Annotated in this window: 12 protein-coding genes; 6 read left to right on the top strand and 6 right to left on the bottom strand. The window is 68.3% G+C overall.

Features of this window, described 5'->3' with window-relative positions; translation table 11 throughout:
• Nucleotides 1–1,029, bottom strand: a complete 1,029-nt coding sequence (locus tag EDF69_RS08585) for a LacI family DNA-binding transcriptional regulator (RefSeq protein ID WP_132882822.1) — start codon at nucleotides 1,027–1,029, stop codon at nucleotides 1–3.
• 180 nt (nucleotides 1,030–1,209) lie between these two features.
• On the opposite strand from EDF69_RS08585, the gene EDF69_RS08580 reads away from it, so the two are divergent.
• On the top strand, nucleotides 1,210–3,507 hold the full coding sequence (locus tag EDF69_RS08580) for a glycoside hydrolase family 3 N-terminal domain-containing protein (protein ID WP_132882821.1): 2,298 nt from the start codon (nucleotides 1,210–1,212) through the stop codon (nucleotides 3,505–3,507).
• Between the two features lie 44 nt (nucleotides 3,508–3,551).
• Here EDF69_RS08580 and EDF69_RS08575 read toward each other — a convergent pair whose 3' ends face one another.
• On the bottom strand, nucleotides 3,552–4,928 hold the full coding sequence (locus EDF69_RS08575; protein WP_132882820.1) for an MFS transporter: 1,377 nt from the start codon (nucleotides 4,926–4,928) through the stop codon (nucleotides 3,552–3,554).
• A gap of 99 nt (nucleotides 4,929–5,027) precedes the next feature.
• Between EDF69_RS08575 and EDF69_RS08570 the strand changes: the two genes are divergently transcribed.
• Nucleotides 5,028–5,345 carry a hypothetical protein gene (locus EDF69_RS08570; RefSeq protein ID WP_132882819.1) on the top strand — a complete coding sequence of 106 codons (318 nt, stop codon included), beginning with the start codon at nucleotides 5,028–5,030 and terminating at the stop codon, nucleotides 5,343–5,345.
• Nucleotides 5,346–5,465: 120 nt separating this feature from the next.
• On the opposite strand, the gene EDF69_RS08565 is transcribed toward EDF69_RS08570, so the two are convergent.
• From EDF69_RS08565 to EDF69_RS08555, 3 genes are read right to left on the bottom strand one after another with little or no spacing between them, the layout of a single operon-like run.
• Nucleotides 5,466–6,239 carry an SDR family NAD(P)-dependent oxidoreductase gene (locus EDF69_RS08565; protein WP_132882818.1) on the bottom strand — a complete coding sequence of 258 codons (774 nt, stop codon included), beginning with the start codon at nucleotides 6,237–6,239 and terminating at the stop codon, nucleotides 5,466–5,468.
• 22 nt (nucleotides 6,240–6,261) lie between these two features.
• Nucleotides 6,262–7,452, bottom strand: coding sequence for a zinc-dependent alcohol dehydrogenase (locus tag EDF69_RS08560; RefSeq protein ID WP_132882817.1), 1,191 nt, complete (start codon nucleotides 7,450–7,452; stop codon nucleotides 6,262–6,264).
• A 26-nt stretch (nucleotides 7,453–7,478) separates the two neighbouring features.
• Nucleotides 7,479–8,036: an SRPBCC family protein gene (locus tag EDF69_RS08555; RefSeq protein ID WP_132882816.1), complete on the bottom strand. Its 558-nt coding sequence runs from the start codon at nucleotides 8,034–8,036 to the stop codon at nucleotides 7,479–7,481.
• A gap of 150 nt (nucleotides 8,037–8,186) precedes the next feature.
• Between EDF69_RS08555 and cysS the strand changes: the two genes are divergently transcribed.
• The 4 genes from cysS to EDF69_RS08535 all read left to right on the top strand — a co-directional run bounded on the left by cysS (nucleotide 8,187) and on the right by EDF69_RS08535 (nucleotide 12,929).
• The gene (gene cysS / locus EDF69_RS08550; RefSeq protein WP_132882815.1) at nucleotides 8,187–9,644 is read left to right on the top strand and encodes a cysteine--tRNA ligase; all 1,458 of its coding nucleotides are present in this window, start codon (nucleotides 8,187–8,189) and stop codon (nucleotides 9,642–9,644) included.
• A 121-nt stretch (nucleotides 9,645–9,765) separates the two neighbouring features.
• A complete protein-coding gene (locus EDF69_RS08545; RefSeq protein WP_132882814.1) occupies nucleotides 9,766–10,617 on the top strand; it encodes a hypothetical protein in 852 nt (283 codons plus the stop codon).
• 300 nt (nucleotides 10,618–10,917) lie between these two features.
• Nucleotides 10,918–12,291, top strand: coding sequence for a class II 3-deoxy-7-phosphoheptulonate synthase (locus EDF69_RS08540; protein ID WP_204991437.1), 1,374 nt, complete (start codon nucleotides 10,918–10,920; stop codon nucleotides 12,289–12,291).
• A gap of 443 nt (nucleotides 12,292–12,734) precedes the next feature.
• The gene (locus EDF69_RS08535; RefSeq protein WP_132882813.1) at nucleotides 12,735–12,929 is read left to right on the top strand and encodes a hypothetical protein; all 195 of its coding nucleotides are present in this window, start codon (nucleotides 12,735–12,737) and stop codon (nucleotides 12,927–12,929) included.
• Between the two features lie 15 nt (nucleotides 12,930–12,944).
• Here EDF69_RS08535 and mutL read toward each other — a convergent pair whose 3' ends face one another.
• Nucleotides 12,945–14,744, bottom strand: coding sequence for a DNA mismatch repair endonuclease MutL (gene mutL / locus EDF69_RS08530; protein WP_132882812.1), 1,800 nt, complete (start codon nucleotides 14,742–14,744; stop codon nucleotides 12,945–12,947).
• Between the last annotated feature and the right edge of the window lie 80 nt (nucleotides 14,745–14,824).

Raw genomic sequence — 14,824 nt, 5'->3', positions numbered from 1 at the left:
TTATTCCCTGCCTGCCGGTTGTTCTGTGTTGATGGCCGGCCCGCTGGTTTCGCGCACGATCAGTTCGGGAGTTCGCGGTTCGACCGCATGGTCGAGCCCTCCCGCGATCAGTGCTGCCAGCCGGACGACCGCACGCGCGCCGATTCCGGCGATGCCGACGCGCATGGTGGTGAGAGCCGGCGAGATCAGCCGCGCGAGCGGCACATCGTCGAAGCCGGCAATTGCGATGCGCCCGGGTACGGCGACCCCGGCGCGGCGAAGGCGCATCATCGCGCCGATCGCCATCATGTCATTGGCCGCGAACAGCGCGTCGGGCGCCTCCCGGCCATCGAGTTCGCTAAGCAGCGCTTCCGCAGCAGCAGTACCCGCCCCCTCGAAGAAGTCGCCGGGCAGGATCCGCGGCACGAGCCCGTGGCGCGCCATTGCCGCCCGATAACCCGCGATACGCGCCTGCGCCTCGGAGTTCCCTTCCGGCCCCGACAGGTGGACGATCCGGCGGCGTCCCGTGGACACCAGATGGTCCACCATCGCCTCGGCGCCGGCGACATTATCCACCCGCAGTTCGGCGCGGCCCCCAACATTCCCCGGGCAGTTGATCAGCACGGCGGGGAGGCTCGGCGGCAGATGCTCGAACAACTGCTCGGGATCGAGGTCCGGCGCCATGATGATGACGCCATCGACGCGCCCGCGCATCGTACGCAGCGTCTCGATCGCACGCGCAGGGTTCGTATGCGCGTTGGAGAGCAGCAGTTGCAGCCCGCGCGTCGACGCCTCGCTGTCGATGCCGCGCGCGGTTTCGGAAAAGAATTCACCGTGGAGATCCGGGAGCATGACGCCGATGGCGTTCGTGCGCGCCAGGCTAAGGTTACGGGCGCCCGCGTGCGGGACGTAGCCGAGGGCCGCCGCAACGGCCTGCACGCGCTCGCGCACCGCCGGCCGGACGTTGCTGTGTCCGTTGAGGACGCGCGAAACGGAGGCAACGGAGACGTCCGCCTCCCGAGCCACATCACGGATGGTGGCGTGCGCCATTGCCCTTCCCGACGTCCTTCCAAAACCCAGACCGGCACTTCCGGTCCCGCCAACGGCTTGCTGTTGCGCCGCTGATCACTGTATGTGTAACCGGTTACATCAATTTGACGCGGTGGGCAAGAAGGCGAAACAAGCCGGGCCACAGCCGCGGTGGAACGACATTTTCCGGGAGGATTTCTGATGAACGACCTGCGCATTTCCAGGCGTGCGATGGTGATGGGAGCGGCCGCGCTGACCGCTTGGCGCGCGAGCCCCGCGCATGCACTGCTGCGGACGGTCGCGGCCGAAAGCCAGGGGCTTCCCGCTTCCGTCGAGGCTCTGATCGGAAAGATGACGGTCGAGGAAAAGGCCGGACAGCTGACGCTGATGGCTGCGGCATGGGCCGGCGGCGCGGCCAACGCGCTGAACCCCGCGGCGTCCAACGGCACCTTCGATGCCCAGCTCGCCCAGACCCGGGCCGGGCGGCTGGGCGGCGTCTTCAACGGCAATGGTGCCGAAATGGCGCGCCAGATGCAGCGTGTGGCAGTCCGCGAATCCCGCCTGAAGATCCCGCTGCTGTTCGCGGCAGACGTCATCCACGGCTTTCGCACCGTCTTCCCGGTACCGCTCGCGGAGGCGGCAAGCTTCGAGCCGGAGCTGGTCGAGAAGGCCGCACGGGTCGCGGCGATCGAGGCGGCCGCCGCCGGCATCGACTGGACCTTCGCGCCGATGGTCGACGTCGCCCGCGACGCCCGCTGGGGTCGCGGAGTCGAGGGTTCCGGCGAAGACGTACGGCTCGGCCGCGACATGGCGACGGCGCGCGTGCGCGGTTTCCAGGGGAAATCCTTGTGGGCCAATGATTCCGTGATGTCGTGCGCCAAGCATTTCGCCGCCTATGGCGCAGCGGAGGCCGGGCTCGACTACGGAGCGGTCGACGTCTCCGAGCGCACGTTGCGCGAGATCTACTTCCCGCCCTTCCAGGCCGCCTTCGACGCAGGCTCCGGCACGGTCATGGCCTCGTTCAACGAACTGTCCGGCGTCCCGGCAACCGCCAATCCCTGGCTGCTGGACGACGTGTTGCGCAAGGAGTGGGGTTTCGACGGCTTGGTCGTGTCCGACTACACCGGCGACATGGAGTTGATCGACCACGGCTTTGCCGCCGATGCGCGGGAGGCGACGAAGCTCGCCTTCCTCGCGGGAGTCGACATGAGCATGCAGAGCGGCTTCTACATGCAGCACCTGCCGTCGCTGGTTGCCGCGGGCGAGGTGCCGATGGCGCGACTCGACCAGGCGGTCCGCCGCGTGCTGGCGCTCAAGGTGCGTCTTGGCCTGTTCGACGACCCGTTCCGTCGCATCGACCCGCGCCGCGAAAAGGCGCGGGTGCGCAGCGCCGGAAATCTGGCCGTGGCGCGGGAGGCTGCGCGCCGCTCGATCGTGCTCTTGAAGAACGAGGGCGACCTACTTCCCCTGCCCCGTTCCGGCAAGCGGATCGCGCTGATCGGCCCCTTCGCAGAAGGAAAGCACGACCTGATCGGCCCGTGGAACGTCTATGGCTCCGATGCGGAGGCGGTCGACCTGCTGACCGGCGTGCGCCAGGCGATAGCGGATCCGTCGCTGGTGACGGCAACGGCAGGCTCCGGAGTGACCGCCCCGCTGCCCGGCGGCATCGAGGCTGCGATCGCCGCCGCGAATGCCGCCGACATCGTCGTGCTCGCGATCGGCGAGAGCCAGGACATGTCGGGCGAGGCGCAGTCGCGCAACCTGGTGGTGATCCCGCCGGCGCAACAGGCCCTGGCCGAAGCCGTCGCCAAGACCGGCAAGCCGATCGTGGTGCTGCTTAAGAACGGCCGCGCGCTTGCGCTCGAAGGGGCAGTGCTCGCCGCCCCGGCGATCCTGGTGACCTGGTTCCTGGGCTCCGAGAGCGGCCCCGCCACCGCCGACATCCTGTTCGGGCGCGAGGGTCCTTCCGCACGCCTTCCGGTCAGCTTCCCGCAGGTGCCGGGACAAGTGCCCTATTACTACGCGCACAAGCGCACGGGGCGCCCCAATCCAGCGGGGCCGCTCCAGCCCTACAAGACGCACTACCGCGAGGCGTCCAACGCAGCCCGCTTCCCGTTCGGACATGGGCTCACTTACGGCCGGATCGAATATTCGGACCTCGACCTGGGCGGCGGCACGCTTGCCTGGGATGGCACGCTGACGGTGCGGGCGACGATCACCAACCGCGGCACGCGTACCGCCGAGGAAGTGGTCCAGCTCTACATCCACGACCAGACCGCCAGCCTCACCCGTCCGGTCCGCGAGTTGAAGGGCTATCGCAAGATCAAGCTCGAACCCGGCCAATCGCAGGAGGTGCGCTTCACCCTCACCCGCGCCGACCTCCAGTTCCTGGGTCTCGACGGCCGCCCGACCGTCGAGGCGGGGCTGTTCCGCCTGTGGGTGGCGCCCTCCGCCGAAGCGGAAGGCGTTTCAAGCGGCTTCACCCTCACCAAGGGTTGAGGCGCGCCACCGGCACCGTGCTCCTGCAGCAGGGGCACGGTGCCTCACTTCTCCTTCGCGCGTGACGCAAGATCCGCGACGATCTTCGCATGCGCTCCGCGCCGGAGCGGGTTCGCCCACATCACGACGGCCGAAGCGCCGAAGCACAGGGCCGGCATCGCCAGCATCACCCACCGGATGCCCGTCACCGTCTCCGCCGTCTGCACGGCGCCGGGATGATAGCCGACCAGCTGGTAGATGAGCCCCATCAGGGCGGCGGCCAACCCCAGCGCGAATTTCTGAACCAGCGCCGACACGCCGAAACCCAGCGCCTCCACCCGCACCCCGGCGCGGTGCTCGCCATATTCCACCGTGTCCGGCAGCATGGCCCAGAACACGAGGTTGAAGCCGACCAGCACCGCCTGCATCACCACCAGGAACAGCTGCGCCGTCCAGGCATCCGACCCACCGGCTCCCGCGAATGCACCGACCGCAGCGGTCCCGAGCACGGCGGAAGCGAACCAGAGTCCACGCATCCCGGTCCGCACGCCGAGCGCCATCCACATCGGTACGAAGAGCGCGCCCGCAAAGCCCATCATCGCCAGCGCTGCCGGGCCGCCTGCGCTGTCGCCCACCACATAGCTGAAATAATAGAGTACCGACCGGGTGAGCGCCGTCGCGGCCATGCCGACCGCCGCCATCGCGAGGTTGAGCGTCACGAAGGCGCGATTGCGGGCGAGCACCCGCATCGCGGCGAGGATGGAGACGCGCGCCTGCCCCTGGCCATAGGCGGCGGGCGATCCGCGACCGACGACGACCAGCAGCGCCGCGCCGACGAGCCCGAACAGCAGCGCCGCCGTCAGATACCCCTCCGTCCCTCCCAAGCCTCCCGGCCGGATCGCCGCAATGCGTTCGGTCCCCAGCGCCACCACCAGAGCAGCCGCCGTGCCGAAGAGCATGCGCAGACCGGAAATCAGCGCCCGCTGCCCGCTGTCGCCCGTGATCCGCGCGGTCATGGCCGAATAGGGAATGTTCACAAAGGCATAGAGCGCCCGGAAGAGAAGGTGCATCGCCAGCACGGTCACCATCAAGACAGCGCCGTCCAGCGGCGGCGCCACGTACAGCAGCACGAACCCCAGCCCCAGCGGCATCGCCCCCGCGCTCAGGAACCAGCGATAGTCGCGGCGGGAGCGCTCGGCGTGAATGCCGACCAGCAGGTCCGCGATCCCGTCCCACACCGATCCGATCAGCAGCACGATACCGGCCACCGCAGGCGAGAGCCGCAGCGCATCGGTGTAGAAGAACAGCAGAAAGAAGCTGAGGCTCTGCCAGTAGAGATTGCAGGCGAAATCGCCGGTCGCAAAAAGAGCGATCCGACCCAGCGAAGGCTTCGCCGGACTCGCCGTGCGGTCAGCCGGGGCAGGAGCTTGGGGGGAATTCATCTCGCTCACCACGTGCCGTCCGGGACGCGCTTGTCAACCACGGCCGCCGGCGGAACGCAGCGGCGCGCAGGCGCGTTCGATCGGCCAAAGGAGAGCCCCATGACCCATATCGCCGCCACCTCCCCGATCGAGCGCATCGCGCGCGTGCTGGTGGCGCACGCGCTCAGCCCCAATGGCCGCGGCGATGCCGAGCCGGACGAGGTCGTCAGCGCCGAGGTCAACGACCGGCTTGCGGACGAATTGCCGCGTGCCGCAGCGATCCTGCGCGCGCTGCGCGAACCCAGCCAGGAGATGGTGACCGCAGGCAATGCGCTGGGAAGCGCCGACGCCGCCGAGATCTGGGACACGATGGTCCGCGCAGCCCTTGGCGAAAAGCCGCGCGCCGCGGCCGCAATACCGACCCCGCTCGCCGGCTGACGCAAAAAAGGGGGAGCCGCGCTCCCCCTTTCCTTAAGCAACCGCCAAGAGGCAGCCACCCTCGGCATCAGACGTGCGCCGCCCCTGGGCTCCCGCCGCGGCGGGAGCCCAGAGAGACGGTCACTCCCCGTCCGGCTTGGCCATGTTCTCGTGCATGCGGGCCAGCAGGGTGTCCGGGACGACGTGGCTGACCGCCGCCTGGATCTTGTTCTTGGTGCCGGCGACGACATGCGCCGTGCCCTTCTGCATCGCGTCCCAGCCGGTGCGCGCGACCATCGCGGCATCGTCCTTGTCCTGGGTGCCGACCGGCGTGTCCATCATGTTGGCGCGCTTGAAGAACTCGGTCTCCGTCGGCCCCGGCATCAGCACGGTGATCGACACGCCCGTGTCCTTCAGCTCGTTGCGCAAGGCATAGGCGAAGCTGTCGAGATACGCCTTGGTGCCGTTGTACACCGCCTGGTAGGCACCCGGCATCAGCCCGGCGATCGATCCGGTGATCAGCACCTGGCCGGCATCGCGCGCCTTCATCCGCTGCAGCATCTTCTGCAGCAGATAGGTGGTGCCGGTGACGTTGGTGTCGATCACCTTGCGCCACGCCGCCACGTCCTGCTCGACGAAGGCGTGACCCAGCCCGCGTCCGGCGTTGGCGACGAGCACGTCCACCGGCCGCTCGCCGATCTTCGCCAGCAACTGGTCATTGCCTTCGAAGGTCGCGAGGTCGGCCTGCACCGTTTCCACCGTCACGCCAGTCCCGACCAGCGTGGCCGCAGCCGTTTCGATCTGGGGCTCGTCGGCGACCAGGATCAGGTCGAAGCCCTCCCCTGCCGCAATCTTCGCGATCTCATAGCCGATGCCCGTCGAGGCACCGGTAATCACTGCAAGCTTTTCTGCCATGCTTCGAGTTCCTCTCCGGCGTTCAGGCCGTGGCCTTCGCCCAGTCCGGCTTCAGCACCACCTTGGTGCATTCGTTCTGCTCGTTCTTGAACTTGGCATAGCCTTTGGGGGCTTCCTCCAGGCTCATCCGGTCCGAGATCAGGAAGGTCGTGTCGAGCTTCTCCTCCAGGATCGCCTGCAGCAGTCCGGGAAGGCAGCGCTGGACGTGCGTCTGTCCCGTCTTGAGCGTCAGTCCCTTCTCCATCACTGCGCCGAACGGGAACTTGTCGACGAAGCCGCCGTAGACGCCCGGCACCGACACCCGGCCACCCTTGCGGCAGGCCATGATCGCCTGGCGCAGTGCATGCGGCCGATCAGTGCCGAGGAAGGTCGACGCCTTGATCTGGTCGACGACGTTGTCGAGGTAGAGCCCGTGGCTCTCCAGCCCGACCGCGTCCATCACCGCGTCGGGCCCGATACCGCCGGTCATCGTCATCAGCGCATCATAGACATCGGTCTGCTCGAAGTTGATGACCTCCGCGCCCATCTGCTTCGCCAATTCCAGCCGGTGCGGGAAATGGTCGATCGCGATCACCCGATGCGCACCCAGCACGAATGCGGATTGGATGCCGAACAGCCCCACGGGGCCGCAGCCCCACACCGCGACCGTGTCGCCGGGCTCGATGTCGCAATTCTCCGCCGCCATCCAGCCGGTGGGCAGGATGTCCGACAGGAACAGCACCTTTTCGTCCTCGATCCCGTCCGGGATCACGATCGGGCCGACGTCGGAGAAGGGCACGCGGACATATTCCGCCTGGCCGCCGGGATAGCCGCCGGTCATGTGGCTGTATCCGAACAGCCCCGCGGGTGCCGCGCCCCAGAGGTTGGGGGCGATGTCCTGGTTGTCGGCCGGGTTCGAGTTGTCGCAGGCCGAATATTGCTGCTTGCCGCAAAAATAGCATTCGCCGCACGCGATCACGAAGGGGACAACGACCCGCTGGCCCTTCTTGAGCGTGGACTTGGGGCCGGTCTCGACCACCTCGCCCATGAACTCATGGCCCAGGATGTCGCCCGCCTTCATGGTCGGGATATAGCCGTCGTAGAGGTGCAGGTCGGATCCGCAGATCGCGGTCGAGGTGATCTTGAGGATCGCGTCCCGTGGGTTGAGGATCTCGGGATCGGGAACCGTATCCACGCGGACGTCGTGCTTGCCGTGCCAGGTGAGCGCTCGCATCTGGTTTTCCTTGAGAAAAGAGGGGGTCAGGCCTTGGGCGCAGGGTTGGGCGGCGAGCTCGTCGCGATCTCGCCCGTCTCCAGCAGCTGCTTCAGCCGCCGCAAGTCCCGCCGCGCCTGGATGCGCGGTTCCTTCTGGGTGAGCTTGGCCACCACCTTGCCGATGAGACCGCCCGGCGGCTCATAGGCGATGGCTGCGGTCACGACCGTCCCGCGCCCGGGGTTCGCATCGCTGAATGCCACCCAGCCGCTGTTCTCGACATCGGCGCCCTCGGCCGACTTCCAGGCGATGCGCTCGCCCTCGACGTCCTCGGTGACGATCGCGTCCCACTCGTAGACGCCGTTCGGGCCCTTCACCTTCCAGTGGGAGCGGTTGCGATCGAGGACCTCGATCGACTCGACGTTCTCCATGACCCCGGCGAGGTTCGAGAAGTCACGCCAATAGGCATAGAGTTCCTGGCGGGGCTTGTTGATCGTGACCGCGACGCCGCTCACCGAGGACTGGCCTCCGGGCGTGTCACTGCGCCGTACCTCGGCGTCTTTCGCAAGGATGTCGGGCGCGTCGTCCCTCGCCTCATCGCTCATCGCATCGCTCCTGGGCTGTTTCTGCTTCGCGGCGTTTCGGAAATCGCCTTGTGCTGCCAACCGACAGCGCGCGCGCCCGTTCCGCCGAGCGACGCGAAAGTCGCTCGGACGCGCGTTGGCAGCGCCGCACGCAAGAGCTATGCGCGCACCATGTCGACCGCACCGCTCACGCTCTACAATTCGCTGACCCGTTCGCTGGAGCGCTTCGCGCCTGCCGATCCCGAGCGCGGCGTGCGGGTCTATTCCTGCGGCCCGACGGTCTACAACTATGCGCACATCGGCAACCTGCGCGCCTACGTCTTCACCGACACGCTGGCGCGCGTGCTCAAGTGGAAGGGCTATTCCCTCACCCACGTCATCAACATCACCGACGTCGGCCACCTGACGTCGGATGCGGATGCCGGCGACGACAAGATGGAGGCCGCCGCTCGCGCCCAGGCGCAGAGCATCTGGGACATCGCCGCCCACTACACCGCCGCGTTCAAGCAGAACCTCGCCGATCTCAACATCGCCGATCCCACGCGCTGGTCGGTCGCGACCGATCACATCGCCGAGATGATCGCCTTTGCCGAGAAGATCGCGCCCGACCACTGCTACGAACTCGAAAGCGGCCTCTATTTCGACAGCAGCAGCGTACCGAACTATGGTCGCCTCGCCGGTGGCCAGGACGATGCGGCCGCGGGGCGCATCGATCCGGTGGCCGGCAAGCGCCACCCGCAGGACTTCGCGATCTGGCGCAAGTCGCCGCCGGGCGAGCAGCGCCAGATGGAATGGGACTCGCCCTGGGGCAAGGGCGCGCCGGGCTGGCATCTCGAATGCTCGGTGATGAGCCTGAAGTATCTCGGGCCCGAGCCGTTCGACATCCACACCGGCGGCATCGACCATCGCGAGATCCACCATCCCAACGAGATCGCGCAGAACCAGGCTTATTGCGGCTGCACCGATGCGGACCCGGATTTCACCGGCGCGCGCTTCTGGATGCACAACAACTTCCTGGTCGAACGATCGGGCAAGATGTCCAAGTCCAAGGGCGGCTTCACCACCCTGCAGACGCTGATCGATGCGGGCGTCCACCCGCTCGCCTACCGGCTGATGTGCCTTTCGGCCCATTATCGTTCCGAGCTGGAATTCTCGGGCGAGAACCTGCTCGCTGCGCTCACCCGGCTGAAGCGACTGGTGATGACGGTCTCCGCACTCAAGGCGCGCGCGGGCGATGCGGAAGGCGACGCGGAAAAGGCAGGAGCCTATCTCGCGCGGCTGGACGAAGCGGTGTCCGACGATCTTGCTACCCCGCGCGCCCTGCCGGTGCTCGACGAACTGCTCGCCGACAAGAAGCTGTCGCCCGCCGATCGCCTGGCAGCCCTCGCGCAGTTCAACGCGGTGCTCGGCCTCGACCTGCTGCACCTGGAGCGTACCACCCTGCGGGTGCGCCCGGCCGTGGCCACGCTCACCGCCGAAGCGATCGAGGCCCGGCTGGCGGAGCGCAAGCAGGCTCGCGCCGACAAGGACTTCGCGCGATCGGACGCGATCCGCGACGAACTCTCGGCAGCACAGATCGAGGTGATGGACGGCGATCCGCTGGGCTGGGACTGGAAACCGACGCTGTAGACTGGCAGCGCGGCAACATCCTTTCGGGGGCGAAACGGAACCGGCCGGGGCGCAGGATCATTCAAGCAGCCGTTCCGACGCGGGCCATGACCCGGTCGGCGGCAGCAAGAAAGGACCGTGCATGGCTTATGGCTTCCCCCCTCGACGCGCTCGGACGCTCGCTTCCGCTGGCGCGCTCGCGGCGCTGCTGGCGCTGGGCGCCTGCAACAGCCCGAGCGAGCCTGCCGCCGAGAACAGCGAAGCGGCCCTCAACGACGGAGTCCTCGACGAGAATGGCGTCGACGAGGATGTCGTCGACGAGGCGACCATCGAGGACGTGGAAGTGGAAGCCGTTCCGGCCGTGACCAGCAGCACGTCGTCGGCAGACGCCACGGCGGTGGCGGCCGCAGCGGCGACGGCGGCAGCGATCGCGGCCGACACGGGCATCACCCGCGTTCGCCACGGGGATGGCTGGGCGTGGATGCGCAACGGCCAGATCGTCCGCACCGCCTCGCGTGACGGCAAGCAGGTCGCCTATTTCCGCAACGGCGAGGATGCCCCCTATTTCGTCCAGCGCGACGACCGCGGCTATACCTATGAAGGCGGCAAGGTTCGCGGCGTCGTCGATCGCAACGGCAGGTCGGAAAGGCCGGACGCAACCCGCACCCGCGAGGCGGAACAGGTCGCCCGGACGGCGCGCAACCAGCGTGACGAGGCCAGGCAGCAGGCGGCGCGCTCGCCGCGGCCGACCGCCACAGGCAGTGGCCGCACGCAAGCCCCCGCCCCGACCCAGCACGGGAGCCGCGATACCGATACCGCGCGACCCACTCCGACCCCGACCCGCACCGCAGCCGCGCCCGAGGCTCCGAGGCGTATGCAGCCGACCGCCAACCAGCGCGGCGACCGGGCAGTTTCGACCAACCCCAGGGCGCAGGCGACGCCGCACGCGACCTCCGACCGCGCGCAGGAGCGGCGCGAGGACGGCCGCCGCTGATCCAACGGCGCCACCCCCGATCAAGGGATGGCGCCACAAAGCGGGTTGCAGAGCCTTACCCTGTTCGGGTAACGCCGGCGCATGACGACGCTAGCCGGTGCCAAGATCCGACGTTTCCGCGAAGAACGCGCGCTGACCCGCGCGGGCTTCGGCGCATGGTACGACACGCCTGGCAGCACCGTCCAAGGCTGGGAAGAAGACGGCAAGCGCGCGAATGCCAAGGTGGTCAACCAGATCGCCGCGAACGGCATCGCGCATCACGCCGACTGGTTCATCCCGGCTCCCTCGCTGGAGAATGCCATGGCCGCGAACTGGGCCCCCGACAGCTGGAAACGGGCCGAGGCCCGCCAGATGCCCGACTATCCCGACGCCGACGCGCTCGACGCCGCCACCGCACAGCTCGCGAGCTTCCCGCCGCTGGTGTTCGCGGGCGAGGCGCGCAACCTGACGGCGGAACTGGCCGAGGTCGCGGCCGGCCGCGCGTTCCTGCTCCAGGGCGGGGATTGCGCGGAGAGCTTTGCCGAGCACAGCGCCAACAACATTCGCGACACCTTCCGCGTGCTGCTGCAGATGGCGGTGGTGCTGACCTTTGCGTCCAAGCTGCCGACGGTGAAGCTCGGCCGCATGGCGGGCCAGTTCGCCAAGCCGCGCTCCGCGCCGCTGGAGGCGCAGGATGGCGTGGAGTTGCCGAGCTACCGCGGCGACATCATCAACGACATCGCCTTCACGCCGGAATCCCGCATCCCCGATCCGCAGCGGATGATCCGCGGCTATTCGCAGTCGGCAGCGACGCTCAACCTGCTGCGCGCCTTTGCGACCGGCGGCTACGCGAACCTGCACCAGGTGCACCGCTGGACGCACGACTTCATGGGCCGCGGTCCGCTCGCGCAGAAATATGCCGACATCGCCGATCGCATCAGCGAGGCGCTGGACTTCATGTCCGCCTGCGGCATCGACGCGGACAGCGTGCCGCAGCTCAAGGCAACCAGCTTCTACACTAGCCACGAGGCGCTGCTGCTTCCGTACGAGCAGGCGCTGACCCGGCAGGATTCGCTGACCGGCGACTGGTACGACACCTCGGCCCACTTCCTGTGGATTGGTGACCGCACGCGGTTCGAAGGTTCGGCGCACGTCGAATATCTCCGCGGCATTCGCAACCCGATCGGTATGAAGTGCGGGCCGAGCCTGGAGCCGGATGCACTGCTGCGCCTGCTCGACGTGCTCAACCCGGGCCGGGTGCCGGGGCGCATGACGCTCATCACCCGCTACGGGCATGACAAGATCGAAAAGCACCTGCCGACGCTGGTCCGCGCGGTCCAACGCGAGGGCCATCCGGTGGTGTGGAGCTGCGACCCGATGCACGGCAACGTCATCAAGGCGGCGAACGGCTACAAGACGCGCCCCTTCGACCGGATTCTCGCCGAGGTGCGCGGCTTCTTTGCCGTGCATCGCGCGGAAGGCAGCTTCGCGGGCGGCATCCATGCGGAGATGACCGGCCAGAACGTCACCGAGTGCACCGGCGGTGCGGTCGCGGTGACCGAGCAGGCGCTTGCCGATCGCTACCACACCTATTGCGATCCGCGCCTGAACGCCGGGCAAAGCCTGGAACTGGCCTTCCTGCTCGCCGAGATGCTGAACGCAGAGATGGCGGAGCGGCGGCGGGCGGCGGCGTAGCGCCGGTTTCCAATCCGGGGCTCCGCTGGGTTGCTACGGCTCACGGTGCCCCGGAGGCGCGCGTTGGCTACCGATTGTTAGGGTTCTCGCGCTAGGAGCGGGAAGTGGCAATCAGCTGATCCGGCACATGGGGGTGCATCGACGGAGGGCTGCTCGCCGACAGGGGGCCGTCAACCGTGTGGATGTTGCTATTCGTCGCGCTTCTGCTCGCCATCCCGACCTACGGATTGTCGTTCCTTCCGATCCTCGGCGCCCTCGCATTGAGAGCCTGGACCGACAGAGCGACCCAAGAGCGGCAGCCAGCACCTACGCCTCCCGTAGCGCAACCGACCGCGCAACGCCCGGCACCCAAGCAGGTCGCCGCCGTGCCATCGTGGGCAAAAGATGCGACCGGCGTCGAGCGCTTCAAATCGGACCTGTTGGTCGCCCTCCCAAGCAGGGGCGTGCCCGGTCCCTATGTCTCGGCGATCTTCTCGGGCGAGGAGACGGCGCGTCTCTGCCTCGCCTCCGCGAGAACGGCGGAAGAGAACGGACGAGACTTCTACCGACAATGCTTCGCAGCGGCCGACTTCATCGTGCGCCAATGGAATAGCCTCCACCCTGCCGAGCAGAAGAAGTTCTGCGATCGCCACTTCTGAACCGCCCTTCCGGGGCTACTTCCTCCCGAACAGCTTCTCCACGTCCGTCATGGACAGCTTCACCCACGTCGGCCGACCATGGTTGCACTGGCCGGAATGCGGCGTCACCTCCATTTCGCGGAGCAGCGCGTTCATCTCGGCGACCGAGAGCACCCGCCCGGCCCGTACCGATCCGTGGCAGGCCATGGTGGCGGCGACATGGTCGATCCGTTCCTTCAGGCTGAACGCCGTGTCGTGCGCGGCCAGTTCGTCGGCGAGGTCGGTGACGAGCCCGGCAATGTCGCTCTTCCCCAGCATCGCCGGGGTCGCGCGGACCAGCATGGCGCGCGGACCGAAACGCTCCAGTTCCAGCCCGAATTCGGCGAGTTCGGCGCTGCGCTCCTCCAGCCGGTCACAGGCAGGCTCGTCGAGTTCGACCACCTCCGGCAGCAACAACGCCTGGGCGGCAACGCCGCCTTGCGCGAGTGCGCGACGCATGCGTTCAAGCACGAGCCGCTCGTGCGCGGCATGCTGGTCGACCAGCACCAATCCATCCTCCGCCTCCGCGACGATGTAGGTCTTGGCCACCTGCCCGCGGGCGACCCCCAGCGGATGCGACACGGTTGCGGGTACCGGCGCCTCCGCAACCTCGGCCCGCGCCTGGAGCGGAGGCGGCGTGAAGAAGCTGGTGCGCGGCTCGTGAAAGCTCGGCACCGGTACATAGGGCGTCGTCCCCTGCCCTGCCGCCGCCGCCGCCGCGGCTGCGAACAATGCCCCCTCGGGCATCGCCGGCGCGAGCGGCTCCTGCTGCCACGCCGCGAGCGCATCTGCCTGCGGGCGCTGGACCACGCGGTGCCCGGCAGCGTCCAGGGAGCGCCGCAAGCCGCCCACGATCAGCCCGCGTGCGAGCGCCGGGTCGCGGAAGCGGACCTCGGTCTTGGCCGGGTGGACGTTGACGTCGATCTGGTCGGGCGGCACGTCCAGGAACAGCGCCACCACCGCATGGCGGTCCCGCGCCAGCATCTCGCCATAGGCGCCGCGAACGGCGCCGGCGAGCAGCCGGTCCTTTACGGGCCGGCCGTTGACGAACAGATATTGGTGGTCGGCGATGCCGCGGTTGAAGGTCGGCAGCCCCGCGACGCCACCCAGCCGCATTCCCTCGCGCACATAGTCGATCGCGACGCTGTTCTCGGCGAGCGCCCGGTCGACCAGCCCGGCCACCCGTTCGGGCTGAGTCTCGCCGCCCTGAACCGACAGGGCGCGCCTGCCGTCATGCTCCAGCGAGAAGGCGATGTCCGGCCGCGCCATCGCCAGCCGGCGCACCGCGTCCAGGCAGGCGCCGAACTCGGCACGCGGCGTGCGCAGGAACTTGCGACGGGCGGGCACCCGCGCGAACAGCCCCTCCACGCGGATGCGGGTACCCGGCGGGATCGCCGCCGGTCCTTCCGCCTCGACCCGGCCGTTGTCGACCGTCCGCATCCAGCCGACGCTGCCGCGCGGACGGCTTTCCATCGTCAGCCTAGCGACGCTCGCGATCGAGGGCAGCGCCTCGCCGCGGAAGCCCAGCGTTTCCACCGCCTCGATGCGCTCGTCGGGCAGTTTGGAGGTCGCGTGCCGCTCCAGCGCCAGGGCCATGTCGCTGGGCGACATGCCGCATCCGTCGTCGGTCACTTCGATCAGGTCGATGCCTCCGCCCGCGATGCGGACGGCGATCCGCGCAGCGCCGGCGTCCATCGCATTTTCGACCAGTTCTTTCAGCGCGCTGGCGGGGCGTTCCACCACTTCACCGGCGGCGATGCGGTTGACGAGATGCTCGGGCAGGCGTCGTATTGACATGGGTGCCGCTCTAGCCCAAGCGGCGCCATCCCGCGACCCGCATCCGCCACGTAAATCGGCCGGAGAGATCCAGTCGATGG

Origin of the sequence: Sphingomonas sp. JUb134 (genome assembly GCF_004341505.2) — a bacterium.
Taxonomy (GTDB): Bacteria; Pseudomonadota; Alphaproteobacteria; order Sphingomonadales; family Sphingomonadaceae; genus Sphingomonas.
Note: the sequence above shows the minus strand (reverse complement) of the source record. Positions and strands in the feature narration are given on the sequence as shown.

Excerpts from the sequence above, each read along its gene's own strand:
- EDF69_RS08585 (WP_132882822.1), bottom strand. The coding sequence starts at position 1,029 with ATGGCGCACGCCACCATCCGTGATGTGGCTCGGGAGGCGGACGTCTCC.
- EDF69_RS08580 (WP_132882821.1), top strand. The coding sequence starts at position 1,210 with ATGAACGACCTGCGCATTTCCAGGCGTGCGATGGTGATGGGAGCGGCC.
- EDF69_RS08575 (WP_132882820.1), bottom strand. The coding sequence starts at position 4,928 with ATGAATTCCCCCCAAGCTCCTGCCCCGGCTGACCGCACGGCGAGTCCG.
- EDF69_RS08570 (WP_132882819.1), top strand. The coding sequence starts at position 5,028 with ATGACCCATATCGCCGCCACCTCCCCGATCGAGCGCATCGCGCGCGTG.
- EDF69_RS08565 (WP_132882818.1), bottom strand. The coding sequence starts at position 6,239 with ATGGCAGAAAAGCTTGCAGTGATTACCGGTGCCTCGACGGGCATCGGC.
- EDF69_RS08560 (WP_132882817.1), bottom strand. The coding sequence starts at position 7,452 with ATGCGAGCGCTCACCTGGCACGGCAAGCACGACGTCCGCGTGGATACG.
- EDF69_RS08555 (WP_132882816.1), bottom strand. The coding sequence starts at position 8,036 with ATGAGCGATGAGGCGAGGGACGACGCGCCCGACATCCTTGCGAAAGAC.
- cysS (WP_132882815.1), top strand. The coding sequence starts at position 8,187 with ATGTCGACCGCACCGCTCACGCTCTACAATTCGCTGACCCGTTCGCTG.
- EDF69_RS08545 (WP_132882814.1), top strand. The coding sequence starts at position 9,766 with ATGGCTTATGGCTTCCCCCCTCGACGCGCTCGGACGCTCGCTTCCGCT.
- EDF69_RS08540 (WP_204991437.1), top strand. The coding sequence starts at position 10,918 with ATGGCCGCGAACTGGGCCCCCGACAGCTGGAAACGGGCCGAGGCCCGC.
- mutL (WP_132882812.1), bottom strand. The coding sequence starts at position 14,744 with ATGTCAATACGACGCCTGCCCGAGCATCTCGTCAACCGCATCGCCGCC.